This is a genomic window from Streptomyces sp. NPDC038135, assembly GCF_055601245.1.
On record NZ_JBVJXS010000001.1, the window covers coordinates 692,430 to 712,976 of the forward strand.

33 protein-coding genes are annotated in these 20,547 nt (G+C 66.4%); all 33 read right to left on the bottom strand.

The window, feature by feature from the left end; all coding sequences use genetic code 11:
* Positions 1 to 112 precede the first annotated feature (112 nt).
* Positions 113 to 1,135: a DNA-directed RNA polymerase subunit alpha gene (locus tag ACZ7JA_RS03190; RefSeq protein ID WP_003966937.1), complete on the bottom strand. Its 1,023-nt coding sequence runs from the start codon at positions 1,133 to 1,135 to the stop codon at positions 113 to 115.
* A gap of 145 nt (positions 1,136 to 1,280) precedes the next feature.
* Positions 1,281 to 1,685, bottom strand: coding sequence for a 30S ribosomal protein S11 (gene rpsK, locus ACZ7JA_RS03195; RefSeq protein ID WP_003956432.1), 405 nt, complete (start codon positions 1,683 to 1,685; stop codon positions 1,281 to 1,283).
* Positions 1,686 to 1,755: 70 nt separating this feature from the next.
* Positions 1,756 to 2,136, bottom strand: a complete 381-nt coding sequence (rpsM, locus tag ACZ7JA_RS03200; RefSeq protein WP_031167100.1) for a 30S ribosomal protein S13 — start codon at positions 2,134 to 2,136, stop codon at positions 1,756 to 1,758.
* A gap of 192 nt (positions 2,137 to 2,328) precedes the next feature.
* Positions 2,329 to 2,442, bottom strand: coding sequence for a 50S ribosomal protein L36 (gene rpmJ, locus ACZ7JA_RS03205; RefSeq protein WP_003998809.1), 114 nt, complete (start codon positions 2,440 to 2,442; stop codon positions 2,329 to 2,331).
* Positions 2,443 to 2,500: 58 nt separating this feature from the next.
* Positions 2,501 to 2,722 (bottom strand): translation initiation factor IF-1, encoded by a 222-nt coding sequence (gene infA, locus ACZ7JA_RS03210; RefSeq protein WP_003948620.1) that lies wholly within the window; start codon positions 2,720 to 2,722, stop codon positions 2,501 to 2,503.
* A gap of 211 nt (positions 2,723 to 2,933) precedes the next feature.
* Positions 2,934 to 3,770, bottom strand: coding sequence for a type I methionyl aminopeptidase (gene map / locus ACZ7JA_RS03215; protein ID WP_351672688.1), 837 nt, complete (start codon positions 3,768 to 3,770; stop codon positions 2,934 to 2,936).
* Between the two features lie 165 nt (positions 3,771 to 3,935).
* Complete coding sequence (locus tag ACZ7JA_RS03220; RefSeq protein WP_403674403.1) at positions 3,936 to 4,322, bottom strand: hypothetical protein; 387 nt, start codon at positions 4,320 to 4,322, stop codon at positions 3,936 to 3,938.
* 147 nt (positions 4,323 to 4,469) lie between these two features.
* Positions 4,470 to 5,564 carry a WD40 repeat domain-containing protein gene (locus ACZ7JA_RS03225; protein WP_470806993.1) on the bottom strand — a complete coding sequence of 365 codons (1,095 nt, stop codon included), beginning with the start codon at positions 5,562 to 5,564 and terminating at the stop codon, positions 4,470 to 4,472.
* 567 nt (positions 5,565 to 6,131) lie between these two features.
* A complete protein-coding gene (locus ACZ7JA_RS03230) occupies positions 6,132 to 6,782 on the bottom strand; it encodes an adenylate kinase (RefSeq protein WP_351672682.1) in 651 nt (216 codons plus the stop codon).
* Positions 6,782 to 8,095 (bottom strand): preprotein translocase subunit SecY, encoded by a 1,314-nt coding sequence (gene secY, locus ACZ7JA_RS03235; protein ID WP_351672681.1) that lies wholly within the window; start codon positions 8,093 to 8,095, stop codon positions 6,782 to 6,784. The genes ACZ7JA_RS03230 and secY overlap by 1 nt, the downstream gene beginning before the upstream one ends.
* Before the next feature lie 233 nt (positions 8,096 to 8,328).
* Positions 8,329 to 8,784, bottom strand: a complete 456-nt coding sequence (rplO, locus tag ACZ7JA_RS03240; RefSeq protein WP_030745257.1) for a 50S ribosomal protein L15 — start codon at positions 8,782 to 8,784, stop codon at positions 8,329 to 8,331.
* A 2-nt stretch (positions 8,785 to 8,786) separates the two neighbouring features.
* A complete protein-coding gene (gene rpmD, locus ACZ7JA_RS03245) occupies positions 8,787 to 8,969 on the bottom strand; it encodes a 50S ribosomal protein L30 (protein ID WP_003974250.1) in 183 nt (60 codons plus the stop codon).
* Complete coding sequence (rpsE, locus tag ACZ7JA_RS03250) at positions 8,969 to 9,574, bottom strand: 30S ribosomal protein S5 (protein WP_007494753.1); 606 nt, start codon at positions 9,572 to 9,574, stop codon at positions 8,969 to 8,971. Before rpsE ends, rpmD begins: the two co-directional genes overlap by 1 nt.
* A gap of 39 nt (positions 9,575 to 9,613) precedes the next feature.
* Positions 9,614 to 9,997: a 50S ribosomal protein L18 gene (gene rplR, locus ACZ7JA_RS03255; protein WP_073901437.1), complete on the bottom strand. Its 384-nt coding sequence runs from the start codon at positions 9,995 to 9,997 to the stop codon at positions 9,614 to 9,616.
* A 3-nt stretch (positions 9,998 to 10,000) separates the two neighbouring features.
* Complete coding sequence (rplF, locus tag ACZ7JA_RS03260) at positions 10,001 to 10,540, bottom strand: 50S ribosomal protein L6 (protein WP_250402395.1); 540 nt, start codon at positions 10,538 to 10,540, stop codon at positions 10,001 to 10,003.
* Between the two features lie 24 nt (positions 10,541 to 10,564).
* Positions 10,565 to 10,963, bottom strand: coding sequence for a 30S ribosomal protein S8 (gene rpsH, locus ACZ7JA_RS03265; RefSeq protein WP_007384075.1), 399 nt, complete (start codon positions 10,961 to 10,963; stop codon positions 10,565 to 10,567).
* A gap of 211 nt (positions 10,964 to 11,174) precedes the next feature.
* Complete coding sequence (locus tag ACZ7JA_RS03270; protein ID WP_003948630.1) at positions 11,175 to 11,360, bottom strand: type Z 30S ribosomal protein S14; 186 nt, start codon at positions 11,358 to 11,360, stop codon at positions 11,175 to 11,177.
* A gap of 5 nt (positions 11,361 to 11,365) precedes the next feature.
* Entirely contained in the window at positions 11,366 to 11,923 is a 558-nt protein-coding gene (gene rplE, locus ACZ7JA_RS03275) for a 50S ribosomal protein L5 (RefSeq protein WP_067119440.1), read from the bottom strand.
* Entirely contained in the window at positions 11,923 to 12,246 is a 324-nt protein-coding gene (rplX, locus tag ACZ7JA_RS03280) for a 50S ribosomal protein L24 (protein ID WP_351672679.1), read from the bottom strand. The genes rplE and rplX overlap by 1 nt, the downstream gene beginning before the upstream one ends.
* 2 nt (positions 12,247 to 12,248) lie before the next feature.
* Positions 12,249 to 12,617 (bottom strand): 50S ribosomal protein L14, encoded by a 369-nt coding sequence (gene rplN, locus ACZ7JA_RS03285; RefSeq protein WP_003998823.1) that lies wholly within the window; start codon positions 12,615 to 12,617, stop codon positions 12,249 to 12,251.
* Positions 12,618 to 12,746: 129 nt separating this feature from the next.
* Positions 12,747 to 13,034 (bottom strand): 30S ribosomal protein S17, encoded by a 288-nt coding sequence (gene rpsQ / locus ACZ7JA_RS03290; protein WP_003992363.1) that lies wholly within the window; start codon positions 13,032 to 13,034, stop codon positions 12,747 to 12,749.
* A complete protein-coding gene (gene rpmC, locus ACZ7JA_RS03295; RefSeq protein WP_030174543.1) occupies positions 13,034 to 13,258 on the bottom strand; it encodes a 50S ribosomal protein L29 in 225 nt (74 codons plus the stop codon). The genes rpsQ and rpmC overlap by 1 nt, the downstream gene beginning before the upstream one ends.
* The gene (gene rplP / locus ACZ7JA_RS03300) at positions 13,258 to 13,677 is read right to left on the bottom strand and encodes a 50S ribosomal protein L16 (protein ID WP_143627890.1); all 420 of its coding nucleotides are present in this window, start codon (positions 13,675 to 13,677) and stop codon (positions 13,258 to 13,260) included. The genes rpmC and rplP overlap by 1 nt, the downstream gene beginning before the upstream one ends.
* Positions 13,678 to 13,682: 5 nt before the next feature.
* Positions 13,683 to 14,504, bottom strand: coding sequence for a 30S ribosomal protein S3 (rpsC, locus tag ACZ7JA_RS03305; protein WP_014674374.1), 822 nt, complete (start codon positions 14,502 to 14,504; stop codon positions 13,683 to 13,685).
* A complete protein-coding gene (gene rplV, locus ACZ7JA_RS03310) occupies positions 14,504 to 14,851 on the bottom strand; it encodes a 50S ribosomal protein L22 (RefSeq protein ID WP_003974262.1) in 348 nt (115 codons plus the stop codon). Before rplV ends, rpsC begins: the two co-directional genes overlap by 1 nt.
* A gap of 44 nt (positions 14,852 to 14,895) precedes the next feature.
* Complete coding sequence (gene rpsS / locus ACZ7JA_RS03315) at positions 14,896 to 15,177, bottom strand: 30S ribosomal protein S19 (protein ID WP_003992359.1); 282 nt, start codon at positions 15,175 to 15,177, stop codon at positions 14,896 to 14,898.
* A 12-nt stretch (positions 15,178 to 15,189) separates the two neighbouring features.
* Positions 15,190 to 16,026 carry a 50S ribosomal protein L2 gene (gene rplB / locus ACZ7JA_RS03320; RefSeq protein ID WP_031167077.1) on the bottom strand — a complete coding sequence of 279 codons (837 nt, stop codon included), beginning with the start codon at positions 16,024 to 16,026 and terminating at the stop codon, positions 15,190 to 15,192.
* Between the two features lie 38 nt (positions 16,027 to 16,064).
* Entirely contained in the window at positions 16,065 to 16,484 is a 420-nt protein-coding gene (rplW, locus tag ACZ7JA_RS03325) for a 50S ribosomal protein L23 (protein WP_351672676.1), read from the bottom strand.
* Positions 16,484 to 17,137 (bottom strand): 50S ribosomal protein L4, encoded by a 654-nt coding sequence (rplD, locus tag ACZ7JA_RS03330; RefSeq protein ID WP_143627894.1) that lies wholly within the window; start codon positions 17,135 to 17,137, stop codon positions 16,484 to 16,486. The genes rplW and rplD overlap by 1 nt, the downstream gene beginning before the upstream one ends.
* Positions 17,138 to 17,145: 8 nt before the next feature.
* Complete coding sequence (gene rplC, locus ACZ7JA_RS03335; protein WP_005481233.1) at positions 17,146 to 17,790, bottom strand: 50S ribosomal protein L3; 645 nt, start codon at positions 17,788 to 17,790, stop codon at positions 17,146 to 17,148.
* A 17-nt stretch (positions 17,791 to 17,807) separates the two neighbouring features.
* A complete protein-coding gene (rpsJ, locus tag ACZ7JA_RS03340) occupies positions 17,808 to 18,116 on the bottom strand; it encodes a 30S ribosomal protein S10 (RefSeq protein ID WP_003948644.1) in 309 nt (102 codons plus the stop codon).
* 443 nt (positions 18,117 to 18,559) lie between these two features.
* Positions 18,560 to 19,909: an NADP-specific glutamate dehydrogenase gene (gene gdhA, locus ACZ7JA_RS03345; RefSeq protein WP_401137654.1), complete on the bottom strand. Its 1,350-nt coding sequence runs from the start codon at positions 19,907 to 19,909 to the stop codon at positions 18,560 to 18,562.
* 174 nt (positions 19,910 to 20,083) lie between these two features.
* Positions 20,084 to 20,440 carry a hypothetical protein gene (locus tag ACZ7JA_RS03350; RefSeq protein WP_389445882.1) on the bottom strand — a complete coding sequence of 119 codons (357 nt, stop codon included), beginning with the start codon at positions 20,438 to 20,440 and terminating at the stop codon, positions 20,084 to 20,086.
* Positions 20,441 to 20,547: the final 107 nt, after the last annotated feature.

The window sequence follows — 20,547 nt, forward strand, 5'->3', positions numbered from 1 at the left end:
TATCCGAGCAGACGGTTGTCTGTCGGAGACCCCGCGCCCCGAGGGGCGCGGGGAACCGCGCGACCGGCCACGGCCGGCCCGCGGTCGCAGGACCGGGCTCCTCGCGGAGCGCTCAGTACTGCTCGGTCTCGACGAAACCGGCGTCCGCGTCGTCGTCGGCGCCGAAGGCGTCCGCGGCGGCGGTCGGGTCGAATCCGGGCGGGCTGTCCTTCAGGGCCAGGCCCATGCCGGCCAGCTTCGCCTTGACCTCGTCGATGGACTTCGCACCGAAGTTGCGGATGTCCAGCAGGTCGGCCTCGGAGCGGGCGACGAGCTCACCCACGGAGTGGATGCCCTCGCGCTTGAGGCAGTTGTACGACCGAACGGTGAGCTCGAGCTCCTCGATCGGCAGCGCCAGGTCGGCGGCCAGGGCGGCGTCCGTCGGGGACGGGCCCATGTCGATGCCCTCGGCGTCGATGTTCAGCTCACGGGCGAGACCGAACAGCTCGACCAGGGTCTTGCCCGCGGAGGCCATGGCGTCACGGGGACGCATCGCCTGCTTGGTCTCGACGTCGACGATCAGCTTGTCGAAGTCGGTGCGCTGCTCGACGCGGGTCGCCTCGACCTTGTACGTGACCTTCAGCACCGGCGAGTAGATGGAGTCGACCGGGATACGGCCGATCTCCTGGCCCACCTGCTTGTTCTGCACCGCGGAGACGTAGCCGCGACCGCGCTCGACGGTCAGCTCCATCTCCAGCTTGCCCTTGCCGTTGAGCGTGGCGAGGACCAGGTCGGGGTTGTGCACCTCGACACCGGCCGGGGGCGCGATGTCGGCGGCGGTGACCAGACCCGGGCCCTGCTTGCGCAGGTACATCACGACCGGCTCGTCGTGCTCCGAGGAGACGACCAGCTGCTTGATGTTGAGGATCAGGTCGGTGACGTCCTCCTTGACGCCCGGCACGGTCGTGAACTCGTGCAGGACGCCGTCGATGCGGATGCTGGTGACAGCGGCACCGGGGATCGACGACAGGAGGGTGCGGCGGAGCGAGTTGCCGAGGGTGTAGCCGAAGCCCGGCTCCAGCGGCTCGATCACGAACCGGGAGCGGAACTCGTCGACGACCTCTTCGGTCAACGAGGGGCGCTGAGCGATCAGCATGTGTGGATCAGATCCTTCATTCGTGGACGCCCGCTATTTGACGCCCGACGGAGACCGCGCCCGTGAGAAGCGCGGGTACTGCAAGGGTACGGGCGGTACGCCCCTTACGGAGCAGTACCGCCCGGACCCTGAAAGCAGCCTGGCCTCAGACGCGGCGGCGCTTCGGCGGGCGGCAGCCGTTGTGCGGGGTCGGGGTGACGTCCTGGATGGAGCCGACCTCGAGGCCCGTGGCCTGCAGGGAGCGGATCGCGGTCTCACGACCGGAGCCCGGGCCCTTGACGAACACGTCGACCTTGCGCATGCCGTGCTCCTGGGCGCGGCGGGCAGCCGACTCGGCGGCCATCTGCGCGGCGAACGGCGTGGACTTCCGGGAGCCCTTGAAGCCGACGTGGCCGGCGGAGGCCCAGGAGATCACGTTGCCGGACGGGTCCGTGATCGAGACGATCGTGTTGTTGAACGTGCTCTTGATGTGCGCGTGGCCGTGAGCGACGTTCTTCTTTTCCTTGCGGCGCACCTTCTTGGCAGCGCCCTGACGACCCTTGGGGGGCATCTACAAACTCCTACGGGGAGGTGGTCGGTCCTACAGCGAAGACCGCTGATGAAGCGTTGTCCGCTGAGGACTACTTCTTGCCCGGCTTCTTCTTGCCGGCGATGGCGCGACGCGGGCCCTTGCGGGTACGAGCGTTCGTGCTGGTGCGCTGACCGCGGACGGGCAGACCGCGACGGTGACGGAGACCCTGGTAGCAGCCGATCTCGACCTTGCGGCGGATGTCGGCCTGGATCTCGCGACGGAGGTCACCCTCGGTCTTGATGTTGTTGTCGACGTACTCGCGGATCGCGACCAGCTGCTCTTCGGTCAGGTCACGGACGCGAGTGTTCGGGTCGATACCGGTCTCGGCCAGCGTCTGCTGGGAGAGGGTCCGGCCGATGCCGAACACGTAGGTGAGGGCGACCTCCACGCGCTTTTCGCGCGGGATGTCAACACCGGAAACGCGTGCCATTCAATGGCTCCTGGTGAATCTTCGGAGGTCTTCCACAGAACCGGCTCCCCGTCCGCCGTACCAGGTACGGACCGGGTCCCCGGCCTCCGAACCGGGGGTGTCGAGCCCACAAGGGACTCGGGTTCTGCGTATGAACAATTCAGCTTGCGTCGCGCGAATCTCTGCGATGGGTGCAGAGGGATCGGTCGTGCGTCAGCCCTGGCGCTGCTTGTGGCGCGGGTTCTCGCAGATGACCATGACCCGACCGTGACGGCGGATCACCCTGCACTTGTCGCAGATCTTCTTGACGCTCGGCTTGACCTTCATTGGTGAGGTTCTCCGGGTCAGTGCCATCGCTCCGGGAGGCCCGAAGCGCGGGCAAGATCTACTTGTACCGGTAGACGATCCGGCCACGCGTCAGGTCGTACGGAGACAGCTCCACCACGACCCGGTCGTCAGGGAGGATGCGGATGTAGTGCATACGCATCTTGCCGCTGATGTGTGCCAGGACCTGGTGGCCGTTCTGGAGCTCGACCTTGAACATGGCGTTCGGCAGAGACTCGACGACAGTGCCCTCGATCTCGATGGCACCTTGCTTCTTGGCCACGCTTCGCCCTTCGAATCGACTACCTTGATCGACTCTCTCCTTCACCCCGCGGGGCGAGTGGCGAGCGCATGCGGACATGCGGGTGCACGAGAGCCGACGAGTCAGTCTACGTCAGCGCACCCGGAAACACGAATCGGGAAAGTCTGCCCCGTGCCGGTGATCCCTACGCCACGGGACCGGGGAAACCGGCGGGCGCGACCCGGGACCGCGGTCAGGCCAGCGGGTCGGGCGCGGCCGTGATGCCGTACTCGGCCAGCTTGGCCTTGCCGCCGTCGGGGGCGGTCAGGACCAGCGGGCCCTGCTCGGTCAGGGCGACCGAGTGCTCCCAGTGGGAGGACCAGGTGCCGTCCGTGGTGATCACGGTCCAGTCGTCGGACAGGACCTCGGTGCGGGGGGTACCGAGGGAGACCATGGGCTCGATCGCGAGGCAGAAGCCGGGGACCAGCTTGGGGCCCTTGCCGCGACGGCGGTCGACGTAGTTCAGCAGGTGCGGGTCCATGTGCATCTCGGTGCCGATGCCGTGGCCGCCGTAGTCCTCGATGATCCCGTACTTACCGCCGCCGGGCTTCGGCTGGCGGCGGATGTAGGTCTCGATGGCACGGGAGACGTCGACCAGCCGGTTGCCCTGCTTCATGGCCGCGATGCCGGCCCACATCGACTCCTCCGTCACCCGGGAGAGCTCGACCAGCTCCGGGGCGTGGCCGGAGCCCACGAAGGCCGTGTAGGCGGCGTCACCGTGCCAGCCGTCGACGATCGCGCCGCAGTCGATGGAGATGACGTCGCCGTCCTTCAGGACGACGTCGTCGGACGGGATGCCGTGGACGACGACCTCGTTCACCGAGGTGCAGATCGTCGCCGGGAAGCCGCCGTAGCCGAGGAAGTTCGGCTTGGCGTTGTGCTCGGCGAGCACCTTGCGTGCCACCTCGTCCAGGTCCTTCGTGGTAGCGCCGGGGACCGCCGCCTCACGGGTGGCCTGGTGCACGGCAGCGACGACAAGTCCCGCCTCGCGCATCTTCGCGATCTGCGCGGGGGTCTTGATCTCCACCATGATGGATTGCGCCTCCTGCCACTGGTGTTACGGCGCTCCAGGATACGCGCACGTACCGGCGTGCCTCGAACGGGGAGCGTCACGCCGGGCGCGGCAAAGCCCCGCTCGGTGCGGGCGCGTCGAGTGACCGCCTGCACCGACCGGGGCTTCGATGTGTCGCCGGGATCAGGACTCCGAGAAGTACTGGGAGCCGTACCAGTCGTTGTTGCCGTGCCAGTTCACGATCATGTCGTAGGCCACGCGGCCGACGATGTCGTACGTCCTGTGGTCACAGTTGGCGTCACCACCGTCGTCGAGGGTGAAGACGGTGACGATCCCGGTGCCCGAGCTGTTGAGCGTCCGCAGCTTGCCGGTGACGCCGTAGCCGTCGGCCCTGGTGTCACAGACGGTGAACTCGTCACCGTCGTCCATGTACAGCATGTAGCCGCGGTCGTTCGGGAGGGAGACCTTCTGGCTACCGGTCGCCGCAGCGGCCGGGCCGGCCGTGAAACCAATCATCACGGCCGCTGCCGTGGCGGCCATTACCCCGCCCTTGACAATGCTCTTCATCATTCGAATTCCACCCCTCTTACTCGTGGGCCTCACATCGACCCATTAGAATCTGCGAAGTACCGCTCGAAGCGATTCCGCAGAGAACTGAAATTACCCTACCGATCCAGATTTGGCATGTCCACGGCAATTTACCGCAGGGGAAAAGCGTCAGCGATTGCTGAGGATCGGATTCCACCGGTTGGGATCGCGGAGGCGAGATCCCCGGAAGCCGGAAAGGGGGATGACATCCTTGCCGTCCAGGCTGGCAAGAATGAGCCTGTTCCGGAACTCACCCTTATTGGGTTCGCATTGCTCTGGATCGCAGCTGAAGGCGACGAGCCAGTGGTCGTCGGCCCAGGCGAGCAACTGCTGACCGGGCACGAGTGCGGCGCGCTTTCCGGTCTTCGCATCCAGGACCTCGGAGACGATACGGCCGCCCTCACCCACGAACTGGCCGGTCTTCAATTTCCCGTCGGGGGATACGGCCGCTCCCGGGGAGCCCAGCTTCTTCTCCAGCTCCGGGACCGGCGCCTCTGCACCGTCCGGGCGGTAGAAGACCCTGCCCACCTTGGTCTCCCAGGGTTCCCACAGCAGCTTCCCGTCACGGCTCCAGGCGAGGTCCTGGCGCCCACCGCCGACGACGAACCCGTGGTCGTCCTTCCTGGGCGGACGCGCGGTGAAATCCGCCTGCCCGGAGGCGACGTCGATGACGTAGAACCCCGTACGGCTGGGCTTGGGCCCCGGCACCATCTTGCCGTTCAGGCGGTAGGACGCGTCCTTGAAGAGCTTGTCCGGGTCGAGACGGTAGGTGGTTGCCACCAGATGCGTGCCGTCCGGCGAGAACTGGACACCGCCGACGCCCCGGTCCGTCTTGATCCACCGTTTCACCTTGCCCGTGGCCAGGTCCACCAGCCCGACGCGGTCGGCCGGCAGACCGCGCTCCAGGACCGCGGCGGTCTTCATCCCCGGAGCGACGTCGACCCAGGCCCAGTCGGTTCCCACGTATCGGCCGGTGGTCGAGTTCAGGAGGCTCCACTTGTAGGTGAGCTCCCCGTCACCGTTCGCGTGCTTCTCGGCCTTCACCGCATAGTACGCCGAGACGGCGACTTTCCCTGCGGCTATCAATTCCTTCGGCGGCGACTGATCCGGATGTGCCGCGATGCCCGCGGGGCGGCTCACGGCCTTCTCCCCGGCATCTCCGTCGCCTGCGGCGAGTGCCACCACAATGCCGGCACCGACCAGCGCCGCAGCGATGCCGGCCATCACGAAACGACGGGCCTTCCGGCGTCGCGCACCGGACGTCGGCCCGATCTCACCGTGGCGCAGTCCCCCCGCTCCCCCTCTGAGATCCTCACGGACTAATTGTCCGGGCTTCACGTCTGTACCCCCACAGAAAAAAGACTTGACCGCGGACCTCGTGGCCGACCTTGGAAATCACCGATTCGACCAGAGTTCGGCAACGGAGGCAGTCCCGGTCGTAAAGGAGTACCTAAGTGGTCTGTTCGGCTGTGAACCGAGCGTAAACGGGGGTGATCACCCGGTCAACGGAATTGAGGCCCCTTTGAGGATGACAATCCATTACGCAAAGTCACCGGAAGAAAAGATTCCGGCCGGGTAAAGGGGATCGCCGATATGTCAATTGAGACAGAAGCGAACATACTTGCGACCGCCAAGGACTGTGCGTGAGACCGCCTGCACTCGATGTGACATGAGCCATAGTCATCGGCGATGGCCCGGCGCCCCGGAACGAGGGCAGCGAAAAGCAGCCTGGCCCCGCCGCGTGAGCGGCGGGGCCAGGCTGCCAAGACCTTCGCGAACCTCTGGCTGGTCCTAGTCGCGCTGAAGGGCTTCCAGGGCGTGAGCCGTGACCTCTTCCACCTTGCCGAGCGCGGAGATGGTGACCACCAGCCCCTGCGCCTTGTAGTAGTCGATGATCGGCTCGGTCTGCGTGTGGTAGACCTCCAGGCGCTTACGCACGGTCGCCTCGGAGTCGTCGTCTCGCTGGTACAGCTCGCCGCCGCAGACGTCGCAGACGCCCTCCTTCTTCGGCTTCTTGTACGTGACGTGGAAGACGTGGGAGGAGTCGTTGCGGCAGACGCGCCGGCCGGCGATCCGCTTGACGACCTCCTCCTCGGGGGCCTCCAGATCGAGTACCGCGTCCAGCGTGATGCCCTCGGAGGTCAGGAGCTCGTCCAGCGCCTTTGCCTGCGAGACGTTCCGCGGGAAGCCGTCCAGCAGGAAGCCGTTCTCCGCGTCGGGCTGCTCCATGCGGTCCTTCGCCATCGCGATGGTGACCTCGTCGGGTACGAGGTTCCCGGCGTCCATGTAGGACTTCGCGAGCTTGCCCAGCTCGGTCTGCTGGCTGATGTTGGCGCGGAACAGGTCGCCCGTCGAGATGTGCGGGACGCCCAGCTTCTCGGCGAGTCGGACGGCTTGCGTTCCCTTACCGGCACCCGGCGGCCCGACGAGGACGATACGCATCAGCGGAGGAACCCTTCGTAATTGCGCTGCTGGAGCTGGCTCTCGATCTGCTTCACCGTCTCGAGGCCCACACCCACGATGATCAGGATGCTGGTACCACCGAACGGGAAGTTTTGGTTTGCCTTGAAACCAACCAACGCCATCGTCGGCACGAGAGCGATCAGACCCAAGTACAGCGAACCCGGCCAGGTGATCCGGTTGAGCACGTAGCTGAGGTACTCAGCGGTCGGTCGGCCAGCCCGGATGCCCGGGATGAAGCCACCATACTTCTTCATGTTGTCGGCGACTTCCTCGGGGTTGAAGGAGATCGCCACGTAGAAGAACGCGAAGAAAACGATGAGCAAGAAGTACGTAGCGATGTAAATCGGGTGGTCGCCCTTGGTCAGGTTCTGCTCCACCCAGGTCTTCCAGCCCGACTTGCCCCCGGCGAACTGAGCGAGCAGCGCCGGAATGTAGAGCAGCGACGAGGCGAAGATGACGGGAATCACACCCGCCTGGTTCACCTTGAGCGGGATGTACGTGGACGTACCGCCGTAGGAACGGCGCCCGATCATGCGCTTCGCGTACTGCACCGGGATGCGGCGCTGGGCCTGCTCGACGAAGACCACCAGCCCGACCATGACCAGGCCCACCAGGATGACGGTGCTGAACTCGATCCAGCCGCCGGCCAGCGTGCCCTGCTTCTTGATGGCCCACAGCGCGGACGGGAACGTCGCGGCGATCGAGATGAACATCAGGATCGACATGCCGTTGCCGATGCCGCGGTCGGTGATCAGCTCACCGAGCCACATGACGACGGCCGTGCCGGCGGTCATGCAGATGACCATCGTGATGGTGGTGAAGATGGCCTGGTCGGGGACGATCTGGCTGGACACGGAGCAGCTGCCGAACAGAGCGCCGCTGCGCGCGGTGGCGACGAGACCGGTGCCCTGCAGGATCGCCAGCGCCACCGTCAGATAACGGGTGTACTGGGTGATCTTCGTGGTGCCGGCCTGGCCCTCCTTCTTGAGGGCTTCCAGCCGCGGGATGACCACGGTCAGCAGCTGAAGGATGATGCTCGCCGTGATGTACGGCATGATGCCCAGCGCGAACACGGTGATCTGCAGCAGCGCGCCGCCGCTGAACATGTTCACCAGACCGAGGGGGCCCTGGTTGCCGGACGCCTCTTTCACACACGTCTGGACGGCCTTGTAGTTGACGCCGGGGATCGGGATGTGGGTACCGACCCGGTAGACCACGATGATTGCCAGCGTGAAGAGCAGCTTCTTGCGCAGGTCGGGCGTCCTGAACGCCCGGGCGAACGCGGTGAGCACGGTGCCTCCTGCGACCCCCGCGCAACTGCGTCAAGGGTGACGGTCTTGAGGTTCGACGAATGAATAACGGTCAACTGCCGCTCAGGGTGCCCCATGGGAGGCACCCAGTGAAAGTGGACAGTGCAGGCCACCTTACCGGCGAGACCACTGCCCTTGGAACGACCAACCGGGGATACCCCTTTTGTGGAGTATCCCCGGTCGGGTCGTTCACGTCATCGAGGAGCCTGAGGGGCTCAGACCAGCTCGGTGACCGTACCGCCGGCGGCGGTGATCTTCTCCTTGGCGGAGCCGGAGACGGCGTCGACCGTCACCTGCAGCGCCACGGAGACCTCGCCCTGGCCCAGGACCTTGACGAGGCTGTTCTTGCGAACGGCACCCTTGGCCACCAGACCCTCGACCGTGACCTCGCCACCCTCGGGGTAGAGCGCGGCCAGCTTGTCGAGGTTCACGACCTGGTACTCGGTCTTGAACGGGTTCTTGAAGCCCTTCAGCTTCGGGAGGCGCATGTGGAGCGGCATCTGGCCACCCTCGAAGCGCTCCGGAACCTGGTAACGGGCCTTCGTGCCCTTGGTACCACGACCGGCCGTCTTACCCTTCGACGCCTCACCACGACCCACACGGGTCTTGGCGGTCTTGGCGCCCGGGGCGGGACGGAGGTTGTGGATCTTGAGCGGGTTCTGCTCCGCCATGATCAGTCGACCTCCTCGACCGTCACGAGGTGGCGGACGGTGTGCACCATGCCGCGGAACTCGGGGCGGTCCTCCTTGACGACCTGCGTGTTGATGCCCTTGAGACCAAGGGAGCGCAGGGTGTCACGGTGGTTCTGCTTGCTGCCGATGTAGGACTTGACCTGCGTGATCTTGAGCTGAGCCATCACGCACCCGCCCCGGCACGCGCACGCAGCAGGGCCGCGGGGGCGACGTCCTCGAGCGGCAGACCGCGGCGGGCCGCGACCTCCTCGGGACGCTGCAGGCCCTTGAGGGCCGCCACGGTGGCGTGCACGATGTTGATCGCGTTGTCGGAGCCGAGCGACTTCGACAGGATGTCGTGGATACCGGCGCACTCGAGCACGGCGCGCACCGGGCCACCGGCGATAACACCGGTACCGGGGGACGCGGGCTTGAGCAGCACGACGCCGGCAGCCTTCTCACCCTGAATCGGGTGCGGGATGGTGCCCTGGATGCGGGGGACCTTGAAGAAGTGCTTCTTGGCCTCCTCAACACCCTTGGCGATGGCGGCCGGCACCTCCTTGGCCTTGCCGTATCCGACACCCACGGTGCCGTCACCGTCGCCCACCACGACCAGCGCGGTGAAGCTGAAGCGACGACCACCCTTCACAACCTTGGCGACGCGGTTGATCGCGACAACGCGCTCAACGTACGCGGTCTTCTCGGCGGCAGCAGCGCCGCCGTCACGGCCCTTCCGGTCCCGCCGCTCGCCGCCACCGGCACCGCCACCGCGGCGCTGGGGTCCAGCCATTGGAATTACCTCTCTTCGTTTCCGCTAGCTACGGCAGGCTCAGAACTTGAGCCCGGCTTCGCGGGCGGCGTCCGCCAGGGCGGCGATGCGCCCGGCGTACTGGTTGCCACCACGGTCGAACACGACAGCCTCGACACCGGCAGCCTTGGCACGCTCGGCGACCAGGGCGCCGACCTGCTTGGCCTGCGAGGACTTGTCGCCCTCGCCGCCGCGGACGGACGCGTCCAGGGTGGACGCGGACGCCAGGGTGTGGCCCTTGAGGTCGTCGATCACCTGCGCCACGATGTGGCGGTTGGAGCGGGTCACGACCAGACGCGGACGCTCCGCCGTACCGGAGAGGTTCTTGCGAATCCGGATGTGGCGACGCTTGATCGCGGCGCGCTTGTAGGCGTCGCCCTTGAGGATCTTCTGTCCGTATGCCATGGCTTACTTACCCGCCTTTCCGACCTTGCGGCGGATGACTTCGCCCTCGTACTTGACGCCCTTGGCCTTGTACGGGTCAGGCTTGCGCAGCTTGCGGATGTTGGCCGCAACCTCGCCGACCTTCTGCTTGTCGATGCCCTCGACCTGGAAGCGGGTCGGGGTCTCCACCTTGAAGGTGATGCCCTCGGGCGCCTCGACGACGATCGGGTGGCTGTAGCCGAGCGCGAACTCGAGGTTCGAGCCCTTGGCCGCGACGCGGTAACCGACACCGCTGATTTCGAGCTTCTTCACGTAACCCTGGGTCACGCCGGTGATCATGTTCGCCACCAGCGTGCGGGACAGGCCGTGCAGGGCCTTGTTCTGACGCTCGTCGTTCGGACGGGTGACGTTGAGCACGCCGTCCTCACCCTTGACGATGTCGATCGGCGCGACGACGGTGTGGGTCAGCGTGCCCTTGGGGCCCTTGACCGAGACCGTACGGCCGTCGATGGTGACGTCCACGCCGGCGGGAACCGTGATGGGGAGCTTGCCAATACGCGACATAGCTGTTTCCTCCGTTCCCTTCCGCTACCAGACGTAGGCGAGGACTTCCCCACCCACGCCCTTCTTGCCGGCCTGCTTGTCGGTGAGGAGACCGTGCGACGTGGAGATGATCGCCACGCCCAGGCCGCCGAGCACCTTCGGCAGGTTGGTGGACTTCGCGTAAACCCGGAGACCGGGCTTGGAGATCCGCTTGATGCCCGCGATGGAGCGCTCACGGTTCGGGCCGAACTTCAGCTCGAGAACGAGGTTCTTGCCAACCTCGGCGTCCTCGACCTTCCAGCCCGTGATGAAGCCCTCCTGCTGGAGGATCTCCGCGATGTGAGACTTGATCTTCGATGCCGGCATCGTCACGGAGTCGTGGTATGCCGAGTTCGCGTTCCGCAGACGCGTAAGCATGTCTGCGATCGGATCAGTCATGGTCATGAATTGGCCTTCGGCCTCTCTCGCCGGGGTTTCCTGGTGCGCCATCCCTCTCCCCGATCCGAGACGGGACGGGTGCGGCGCGGTGGACCTACGGCGTAGTAAGTCGTACGGGCGCGGCAGACGCCCAACCCCACAAGCCTACGGCATGTGGAGAAGGGCCCCTGCCGACCCAGATGCTTACCGAGAGCTTCAGGAATCCCTAAAAGCGGGATTACCAGGAGCTCTTGGTCACGCCCGGCAGCTCGCCACGGTGAGCCATCTCACGAAGGCACACGCGGCACAGGCCGAACTTGCGGTACACGGAGTGCGGGCGGCCGCAGCGCTGGCAGCGCGTGTAGCCACGCACACCGAACTTGGGCTTGCGAGCAGCCTTGGCAATCAGAGCCTTCTTCGCCATCTCGCTCACGCCTCCTTGAACGGGAAGCCGAGGTGACGAAGGAGCGCGCGGCCCTCAGCGTCGTTGGTCGCCGTGGTCACCACGGTGATGTCCATGCCCCGGGTACGGTCGATCTTGTCCTGGTCGATCTCGTGGAACATGACCTGCTCCGTGAGACCGAAGGTGTAGTTGCCGCGGCCGTCGAACTGCTTGGGGGACAGACCACGGAAGTCGCGGATGCGCGGCAGCGCGAGCGACAGGGTGCGGTCCAGGAACTCCCACATGCGGTCGCCACGAAGCGTGACGTGGGCACCGATCGGCTGACCCTCACGCAGCTTGAACTGCGCGATGGACTTGCGAGCCTTGGTGACCTGCGGCTTCTGGCCGGTGATCGTGGTGAGGTCGCGGATGGCGCCCTCGATCAGCTTGGAGTCGCGGGCGGCGTCGCCCACACCCATGTTGACCACGATCTTGACGAGGCCGGGGATCTGCATGACGTTCTCGTACTTGAACTCGTCACGCAGCTTGCCCGCGATCTCCTCGCGGTACTTCTGCTTCAGGCGCGGAGTGGTGGTGGTAGCCATCAGATGTCCTCACCCGTCCGCTTGGCAACGCGGATCTTGTTGCCCTCATCGTCGAAGCGGTAACCGACACGCGTGACGACCTTCTGACCGTCCTTCTCAACGACCAGCTGGACGTTGGAGACGTGGATCGGCGCCTCGGTGGTGACGATGCCGCCGGCCTGCGAACCGCCAGCGGTCGGACCGGCCTTGGTGTGCTTCTTGACCCGGTTGACACCCTCGACCAGGACACGCTCGTCGCGCGGGTAAGCGGCAATGACCTTGCCCTGCTTGCCCTTGTCCTTACCGGTGATGACCTGGACCAGGTCGCCCTTCTTGATCTTCATGCTTACAGCACCTCCGGCGCGAGCGAGATGATCTTCATGAACTTCTTCTCGCGCAGCTCACGGCCGACCGGGCCGAAGATACGGGTGCCACGAGGGTCGCCGTCGTTCTTCAGAATGACGGCGGCGTTCTCGTCGAAGCGGATGTACGAGCCGTCCGGACGACGGCGCTCCTTGACGGTGCGAACGATGACCGCCTTGACGACGTCACCCTTCTTCACGTTGCCGCCGGGGATCGCGTCCTTGACGGTGGCGACGATGACGTCACCGATGCCCGCGTAGCGGCGACCGGAGCCACCGAGCACACGGATGCAAAGGATTTCCTTCGCACCAGTGTTGTCGGCGACGCGCAGTCGCGACTCCTGCTGGATCACGTCTATCTCCTGTTTGTCTGCCGGTTCCCCGGGAGCCGCTCAGCGGAGCGGCTCCCGGAGCCTGGCGGAACTGTCCTGCGAGGGATGCCCCGCAGGAACGTACATGTGGGATTCCCTTGCGGGAATTGCCTACTTGGCCTTCTCGAGGATCTCGACGACGCGCCAGCGCTTCGTCGCGGACAGCGGCCGGGTCTCCATGAGGAGGACGCGGTCGCCGACACCCGCGGCGTTCTGCTCGTCGTGCGCCTTGAGCTTGTTGGTACGGCGGATGACCTTGCCGTACAGCGCGTGCTTGACGCGGTCCTCGACAGCGACGACGACGGTCTTGTCCATCTTGTCGCTGACGACGAGACCCTCACGGGTCTTGCGGAAGCCGCGGGCCTCTGCAGTCTGCTCAGTCACGTTGCTCTCACTCATCAGGCGCTCTCCACCGTCTCGATGCCCAGCTCGCGCTCACGCATCAGGGTGTAGATCCGCGCGATGTCCTTACGGACGGCCTTCAGCCGACCGTGGTTCTCGAGCTGACCGGTCGCCGCCTGGAAGCGGAGGTTGAACAGCTCTTCCTTGGCCTCGCGGAGCTTGCCCAGAAGCTCCTCGTTGCCCAGCTCGCGCAGCTCGGACGCCTTGGTACCGGCCGACATCACGCTTCACCTGCCTCGCGCTTGACGATCCGGCACTTCATCGGCAGCTTGTGGGCCGCGCGAAGGAGCGCCTCACGGGCGATCTTCTCGTTGGGATACGACAGCTCGAACATCACGCGTCCGGGCTTGACGTTGGCGATCCACCACTCCGGCGAACCCTTACCGGAACCCATGCGGGTCTCGGCAGGCTTCTTGGTGAGGGGACGGTCCGGGTAGATGTTGATCCAGACCTTGCCACCACGCTTGATGTGACGCGTCATGGCGATACGAGCGGCCTCGATCTGGCGGTTCGTCACGTACGCCGGGGTGAGCGCCTGGATGCCGTACTCGCCGAACGCAACCTGCGTGCCGCCCTTGGCAGCGCCGCTGCGCTTCGGGTGGTGCTGCTTGCGGTGCTTGACCCTACGGGGGATCAGCATTTCGGTCAGGCCTCCGTTCCGGTGCTCTCAGCCGGAGCGGCGGCGGGAGCCTCGGCCTTGGGGGCCTCGGCGCCGGCAGCCTGCTGCGGCTTGCGACCGCGCCGCTCGCCACCACGGCCACCACGGGCCGGGCGGTCGGCACCGCCACGGGCCGGGCGGTTACCCGCACGGGCCGCAGCGTTCTCGGCGCGGACCTCGGCGATGTTCTTGACGTCGCCCTTGTAGATCCAGACCTTCACGCCGATGCGGCCGAAGGTCGTCTTGGCCTCGAAGAAGCCGTAGTCCACGTTCGCACGGAGCGTGTGCAGGGGCACGCGGCCCTCGCGGTAGAACTCCGAGCGGGACATCTCGGCGCCGCCGAGGCGGCCGCCGCACTGGATCTTGATGCCCTTGGCGCCGGCCTTCATCGCCGACTGCATGCTCTTACGCATGGCGCGGCGGAAGGAGACGCGGGAGGAGAGCTGCTCGGCGACGGCCTGCGCAACCAGCTGAGCGTCGGTCTCGGGGTTCTTGACCTCGAGGATGTTCAGCTGGACCTGCTTGCCCGTGAGCTTCTCGAGGTCGCCGCGGATGCGGTCGGCCTCGGCGCCACGGCGGCCGATGACGATGCCCGGACGGGCGGTGTGGATGTCCACACGCACGCGGTCACGGGTGCGCTCGATCTCCACCTTGGAGATGCCGGCGCGCTCCATGCCGGACGTCATCATCCGACGGATGGCGACGTCTTCCTTGACGTAGTCCTTGTACAGCTTGTCGGCGTACCAACGCGACTTGAAGTCGGTCGTGACACCGAGCCGGAACCCATGCGGGTTAACCTTCTGGCCCATTACCGGGTTCCTTCCTTGCTGCTGACGACCACGGTGATGTGGCTGGTCCGCTTGCGGATCCGGTAGGCACGGCCCTGGGCGCGCGGCCGGAACCGCTTCAGGGTCGGGCCCTCGTCGACGTACGCCTCGGAGATGAAGAGGCTGTCGGCGTCGGTGTGGTCGTAGTTGTGCGCGGCGTTGGCGATGGCGCTGTCGAGCACCTTGCCGACCGGCACGGAGGCTGCCTGCGGAGCGAATCGCAGAACAGCCTGAGCCTCCGTGGCATCCATGCCACGGATAAGGTCCACCACGCGGCGGGCCTTCATGGGCGTAACGCGGATGTACCGCGCCTGGGCCCTGGCTTCCATGGTTGTCCCTCTCAGTTACTTACGTGTCTGAATGCGATCCGCTACTAGCGGCGCTTCGACTTCCGGTCGTCCTTGACGTGGCCCCGGAAGGTGCGGGTCGGCGAGAACTCGCCGAGCTTGTGACCGACCATCGACTCGGTGACGAACACCGGGATGTGGGTCTTGCCGTTGTGCACCGCGAGCGTGTGGCCGAGCATGGCCGGGACGATCATGGAGCGACGGGACCAGGTCTTGATGACGTTCTTGGTGCCGGCTTCGTTCTGGGCGTCCACCTTCTTGATCAGGTGGTCGTCGACGAAGGGCCCCTTCTTCAGGCTACGAGGCATCTCAACCCGTCCTTAGCGCTTCTTGTTCGTCTTGCGGCGGCGGACGATGTACTTGTTCGACGCCTTCTTGGGCGAACGAGTACGGCCTTCCTTCTTGCCCCACGGGGACACGGGGTGGCGACCACCGGAGGTCCGGCCCTCACCACCACCGTGCGGGTGGTCGACCGGGTTCATGACGACACCACGGACGGTCGGGCGAACGCCCAGCCACCGCTTGCGGCCGGCCTTGCCCCAGTTGATGTTGCTCTGCTCGGCGTTGCCGACCTCACCGATGGTGGCGCGGCAGCGGACGTCGACCAGGCGGATCTCACCGGACGGCATGCGGAGGTGGGCCATCGAGCCCTCCTTCGCGAGCAGCTGCACGGAGGCACCGGCGGAGCGGGCGAACTTGGCACCGCCACCGGGACGGAGCTCGATCGCGTGGATCGTGGTACCGACCGGGATGTTGCGGAGGGCCAGGTTGTTGCCCGGCTTGATGTCGGCCCCGGGACCGTTCTCGACGCGGTCACCCTGCTGCAGGTTGCGCGGGGCGAGGATGTAGCGCTTCTCGCCGTCGGCGTAGTGCAGCAGCGCGATGCGCGCGGTGCGGTTGGGGTCGTACTCGATGTGCGCGACCTTCGCCGGCACGCCGTCCTTGTCGTGACGACGGAAGTCGATCACGCGGTAGGCGCGCTTGTGTCCGCCACCCTGGTGGCGAACGGTCACACGACCGGCGTTGTTACGGCCGCCCTTGCTGTGCAGGGGGCGGACCAGCGACTTCTCCGGCGTGGACCGCGTGACCTCGACGAAGTCGGCGACGCTGGCGCCACGACGGCCCGGCGTAGTCGGCTTGTACTTGCGGATTCCCATTTCTCAGTCCTCGTCCGATATCGGACGATCCGACCCGCTTACGCGGTCGGACCGCCGAAGATGTCGATACGGTCGCCCTCGGCGAGGGTCACGATCGCGCGCTTGGTCGCCGCGCGCTGGCCGAAGCCGGTGCGGGTCCGCTTGCGCTTGCCCTGGCGGTTGATCGTGTTGACCCCGGTGACCTTGACGTCGAAGACCGCCTGGACGGCCTGCTTGATCTGGGTCTTGTTGGCGTTCGGGTCGACGATGAACGTGTACTTGTTGTCGTCGATGAGCGCGTAGCTCTTCTCCGAGACGACCGGCTTCAGCAGGACGTCACGGGGGTCCGTGTACGACTTGCTCAGCGGGGTCTCGACAGTGTTCTTGCCCTCGGTGGCGTGGCGCTTCGCCTTGGCGACGCGCGCGGCCTTGGCGGCCTTGGCGGCCTTCGAGGCGATGCTCGGGTGACGCGTAGCCATCAGGCCTCGCTCCCTTCGGTGTCAGCGGCCTTGGGGCCAGACACGAAGGACTCGAACGCGGCCTGGGTGAAGACCACGTCGTCCGAGACGAGAACGTCGTACGTGTTCAGCTGGCCCGGCTCCAGGATGTGGACCTGGGGCAGGTTGCGGGCGGACAGCCACGCGGCCTCGTCGGAGCGGTCGACGACCAGGAGCAGGTTCTTGCGCTCGCTGATCTTGCCGAACAGGCTCTTGGCGGCCTTGGTGCTGGGGTTCGCGCCCTCGACCACGCCGGAGACGACGTGGATGCGGTTGTGACGCGCCCGGTCGGTGAGGGCACCGCGCAGGGCGGCGGCCTTCATCTTCTTCGGGGTGCGCTGCGAGTAGTCACGCGGCTGCGGGCCGTGGACGACGCCACCGCCGGCGAACTGCGGGGCGCGGGTCGAACCCTGACGGGCGCGACCGGTGCCCTTCTGGCGGTACGGCTTCTTGCCGCCACCACGGACCTCGCCACGGGTCTTCGTCTTGTGCGTGCCCTGACGGGCAGCGGCCAGCTGTGCGACGACGACCTGGTGGATCAGCGGAACGCTGACCTTGGCGTCGAAGATCTCCGCGGGGAGCTCGACGGAACCGGCCTTGTCGCCCGCCGGCGAAAGGATGTCAACAGTGCTCATCGGTTACCTCAGGCCCCCTTGGCCGCGGTGCGGACCAGGACGAGGCCGCCGTTCGGACCGGGAACCGCGCCCTTGATGAGCAGCAGACCCTTCTCCGCGTCAACGGCGTGGACGGTCAGGTTCTGGGTGGTGACCCGCTCGTTGCCCATGCGACCCGCCATGCGGAGGCCCTTGAACACGCGGCCCGGGGTGGCGCAGCCACCGATGGAACCGGGCGAGCGGTGCTTGCGCTGGGTGCCGTGTCCGGCGCCGAGGCCCTTGAAGTTGTGACGCTTCATGACACCGGCGAAGCCCTTGCCCTTGCTCTTGCCGGTCACGTCCACCTTGACGCCCGCCTCGAAGACCTCTGCGGAGATCTCCTGGCCCAGCGTGTACTCGGAGGCGTCCGCGGTGCGGATCTCGACGAGGTGGCGGCGGGGGGTGACGTCGGCCTTGGCGAAGTGGCCCTTGAGGGGCTTGTTCACCTTGCGCGGGTCGATCTCGCCGAAAGCGATCTGGACGGACTCGTAGCCGTCGACATCGTTCGTACGGACCTGGGTGACGACGTTGGGGCCGGCCTTGACGACGGTGACCGGAACAACACGGTTGTTCTCGTCCCACACCTGCGTCATGCCGAGCTTCTCGCCCAGGATGCCCTTGATCTGCTTAGCCATTCTCAGCTCACCGACCCTCAGAGCTTGATCTCGATGTCGACACCGGCCGGGAGGTCGAGTCGCATCAGAGAGTCAACGGTCTTGGGGGTGGGGTCGAGAATGTCGATCAGGCGCTTGTGCGTGCGCATCTCGAAGTGCTCGCGCGAGTCCTTGTACTTGTGCGGCGACTTGATGACGCAGTACACGTTCTTCTCAGTGGGCAGCGGCACCGGGCCCGCGACCGACGCACCAGTGCGGGTCACCGTCTCGACGATCTTCTTCGCCGAGGAGTCGATGACCTCGTGGTCGTAGGCCTTGAGCCGGATGCGGATCTTCTGTCCCGCCATGGCTACTCAGTAGTCCTGTCTCTTCAACGCTCTGGAACCCGGCGGATTCCTTCTGCTGCCTTCCGTTCCTCCGACCCACGCGGTCGGGTGTGTCGCGCCCCCGCTGACACAGATGTCCCTTGTTCGAACATCCCTGCGGGGAATGCGACGGCCCTTCCGGAACCGCGGACCGGGGACCAGAGGCCCACCGGGCGCCTGGCCGGTGCCGCGCCCACACTTCCCGGAAGATTCCCGTACGTCCGCCCCAGTGCTGCCCGTGGGCAGTTAGGGCGACGAGTACTGTGGGACTCGCTTCCGGTCCTCCCGGCGGGAGGCGCGCAGCATCAACACTCGACCGAGCAACTCGGACAGTCTGCCATATGGGGCGGGGGCCTGGCCAATCGGGCCGAAGAGATTACCCCTGACGTGACGCAGGTCAAACCAGTCGGCCCGCTCAGCCGCGGTCAGACGACGCCCTGGGCGAGCATGGCGTCGGCCACGCGCTCGAATCCCGCGATGTTCGCGCCGGTGACGTAGTCGCCCGGAGCGCCGTAACGGTCGGCGGTCTCGTGGCAGGTGGCGTGGATGTCGGTCATGATCCGGGCCAGCTCCTCCTCGACCCGGGCCGGCGACCAGGCCGTACGCGCGGCGTTCTGCGCCATCTCCAGCGCGCTCACCGCGACACCGCCGGCGTTCGCCGCCTTGCCGGGCCCGAACGCGACCCCGGCCTCCTGGAAGAGGCGCACCGCCTCCGGCGTCGTCGGCATGTTGGCGCCCTCGGAGACGGCCTTCACCCCGTTGCGCACCAGGACCTCCGCGTCCTGCGCGTCGAGCTCGTTCTGCGTGGCCGAAGGCAGGGCGATGTCGGCCGGGACCTCCCAGACCCGCCCGCCGCGCACGAACCGCGCGGAGGCGCCCCGGCGGTCGGCGTAGTCGCTGATCCGCCCCCGCTCGACCTCCTTGACCTGCTTCAGCAGACCGACGTCGATCCCCTTCTCGTCGACCACGTACCCGCTGGAGTCCGAGCAGGTCAGCGGGTTGGCTCCGAGGGCGAGCAGCTTCTCGACGGTGTAGATGGCGACGTTCCCGGACCCCGACACGACCGCCGTCTGGCCCTCCATGCCCTCGCCCCGCACGCCCAGCATCGCCTCGGCGAACAGCACGTTCCCGTACCCGGTCGCCTCCGGCCGGATCGCCGAGCCGCCCCAGCCGGGGCCCTTGCCGGTCAGCACGCCGGCCTCCCAGCGGTTGGTGATCCGCCGGTACTGCCCGAACAGGTAGCCGATCTCGCGGCCGCCGACCCCGATGTCACCGGCCGGCACGTCGGTGTGCTCGCCGATGTGCCGCTGAAGCTCCGTCATGAACGACTGGCAGAACCGCATGACCTCCGCGTCGCTGCGGCCGTGCGGGTCGAAGTCGCTGCCGCCCTTGCCGCCGCCGATGCCGAGACCCGTCAGGGCGTTCTTGAAGACCTGCTCGAAACCGAGGAACTTGACGATTCCCAGGTTCACCGAGGGGTGGAAGCGCAGGCCTCCCTTGTACGGCCCCAGCGCGCTGTTGAACTCGACCCTGAACCCGCGGTTGACCTGCACCCGGCCCCGGTCGTCCTGCCACGGCACCCGGAAGATGATCTGCCGCTCCGGCTCGCACAGCCGCTCCAGCAGGCCCGGCTCCGCGTACTCCGGCCGGGCCGCGAACACCGGTGCGAGCGTCTCCAGCACCTCGCGCACGGCCTGGTGGAACTCCGGCTGGGCCGGATTGCGGTGCTCGATGTCGCTCCGCAGGACGTCGAGGGAGGACGACGGGGACAGCAGCGTCGACGAAATCCTGGTCTCGGGTCGGTTGGTCACAGGGCCTCTCTTCCTGGCTGGGCGACGAGTGAAGCGCGCGCAAGGCCTTCCAGTGTTACTCCGCTGTAAACACCGAGGCCAGCAGGTGAGCGAGACGTCCACCATGCGAGACACCGTGCTCGCGACAAACCCACGCACTCACGCACAGCCGAGCGTCTTCACCGTGGCGGGAAAGTAGGCACGCATGAACTTCTCGATGTCGGTGCGGTGGGATTGGTCGGTCAAGTTGATTCCGGGGAACTGGACGGTCAGCGCGAAATGATCGCCGGCCTTGCTGGTGCACTGGGTCGCAGCGACTGCACCGTCATTTCCGACGAGAGTGTCGTAGGCGAAGTCGATCTTTCTCGCGTTGGCAACACGTGACACTCCCCCAGTCCGCTCCGTCATGTATTTCAGGTCGACCTGACCGTCCACCCACCAGAAGTGGAGCTTGATGGCTGGATCGTCCCCGGACATAAGCGTGCAGGGGGCTGAGGTGGCCTCCGAACGGCTCACCCTGTTCTGCTCACGGTAATCGCCTGGCTCCACAAGTCGACGCGTGAGACCCGGGTCGACGCGCGTCCCGCAAATCACCGTTGGCACCGCCTCGGCGGAGCCAGTGC

Coding starts and splice junctions, on each gene's coding strand:
- rplC (WP_005481233.1), bottom strand. CDS start 17,790: ATGGCTAAGCAGATCAAGGGCATCCTGGGCGAGAAGCTCGGCATGACG.
- rpsM (WP_031167100.1), bottom strand. CDS start 2,136: ATGGCACGCGTTTCCGGTGTTGACATCCCGCGCGAAAAGCGCGTGGAG.
- rpmD (WP_003974250.1), bottom strand. CDS start 8,969: ATGGCTCAGCTCAAGATCACGCAGGTCAAGTCCTACATCGGCAGCAAG.
- rplP (WP_143627890.1), bottom strand. CDS start 13,677: ATGCTGATCCCCCGTAGGGTCAAGCACCGCAAGCAGCACCACCCGAAG.
- rplE (WP_067119440.1), bottom strand. CDS start 11,923: ATGGCTACCACCACCACTCCGCGCCTGAAGCAGAAGTACCGCGAGGAG.
- rplW (WP_351672676.1), bottom strand. CDS start 16,484: ATGGCTACGCGTCACCCGAGCATCGCCTCGAAGGCCGCCAAGGCCGCC.
- ACZ7JA_RS03190 (WP_003966937.1), bottom strand. CDS start 1,135: ATGCTGATCGCTCAGCGCCCCTCGTTGACCGAAGAGGTCGTCGACGAG.
- rplR (WP_073901437.1), bottom strand. CDS start 9,997: ATGGCATACGGACAGAAGATCCTCAAGGGCGACGCCTACAAGCGCGCC.
- rpsK (WP_003956432.1), bottom strand. CDS start 1,685: ATGCCCCCCAAGGGTCGTCAGGGCGCTGCCAAGAAGGTGCGCCGCAAG.
- rpsQ (WP_003992363.1), bottom strand. CDS start 13,034: ATGAGTGAGAGCAACGTGACTGAGCAGACTGCAGAGGCCCGCGGCTTC.
- ACZ7JA_RS03225 (WP_470806993.1), bottom strand. CDS start 5,564: ATGGCCGGCATCGCTGCGGCGCTGGTCGGTGCCGGCATTGTGGTGGCA.
- rpsS (WP_003992359.1), bottom strand. CDS start 15,177: ATGCCTCGTAGCCTGAAGAAGGGGCCCTTCGTCGACGACCACCTGATC.
- rpsJ (WP_003948644.1), bottom strand. CDS start 18,116: ATGGCGGGACAGAAGATCCGCATCCGGCTCAAGGCCTACGACCACGAG.
- rplV (WP_003974262.1), bottom strand. CDS start 14,851: ATGGAAGCCAGGGCCCAGGCGCGGTACATCCGCGTTACGCCCATGAAG.
- rplX (WP_351672679.1), bottom strand. CDS start 12,246: ATGAAGATCAAGAAGGGCGACCTGGTCCAGGTCATCACCGGTAAGGAC.
- rpsH (WP_007384075.1), bottom strand. CDS start 10,963: ATGACCATGACTGATCCGATCGCAGACATGCTTACGCGTCTGCGGAAC.
- rplB (WP_031167077.1), bottom strand. CDS start 16,026: ATGGGAATCCGCAAGTACAAGCCGACTACGCCGGGCCGTCGTGGCGCC.
- rplO (WP_030745257.1), bottom strand. CDS start 8,784: ATGGCGGAGCAGAACCCGCTCAAGATCCACAACCTCCGTCCCGCCCCG.
- map (WP_351672688.1), bottom strand. CDS start 3,770: ATGGTGGAGATCAAGACCCCCGCGCAGATCGCGAAGATGCGCGAGGCG.
- ACZ7JA_RS03270 (WP_003948630.1), bottom strand. CDS start 11,360: ATGGCGAAGAAGGCTCTGATTGCCAAGGCTGCTCGCAAGCCCAAGTTC.
- rplD (WP_143627894.1), bottom strand. CDS start 17,137: ATGAGCACTGTTGACATCCTTTCGCCGGCGGGCGACAAGGCCGGTTCC.
- rpsC (WP_014674374.1), bottom strand. CDS start 14,504: ATGGGCCAGAAGGTTAACCCGCATGGGTTCCGGCTCGGTGTCACGACC.
- ACZ7JA_RS03220 (WP_403674403.1), bottom strand. CDS start 4,322: ATGATGAAGAGCATTGTCAAGGGCGGGGTAATGGCCGCCACGGCAGCG.
- ACZ7JA_RS03230 (WP_351672682.1), bottom strand. CDS start 6,782: ATGCGTATCGTCCTCGTCGGGCCGCCGGGTGCCGGTAAGGGAACGCAA.
- rpmJ (WP_003998809.1), bottom strand. CDS start 2,442: ATGAAGGTCAAGCCGAGCGTCAAGAAGATCTGCGACAAGTGCAGGGTG.
- rpsE (WP_007494753.1), bottom strand. CDS start 9,574: ATGGCTGGACCCCAGCGCCGCGGTGGCGGTGCCGGTGGCGGCGAGCGG.
- rpmC (WP_030174543.1), bottom strand. CDS start 13,258: ATGTCGGCCGGTACCAAGGCGTCCGAGCTGCGCGAGCTGGGCAACGAG.
- rplF (WP_250402395.1), bottom strand. CDS start 10,540: ATGTCGCGTATTGGCAAGCTCCCCATCACGGTTCCCGCCGGCGTGGAC.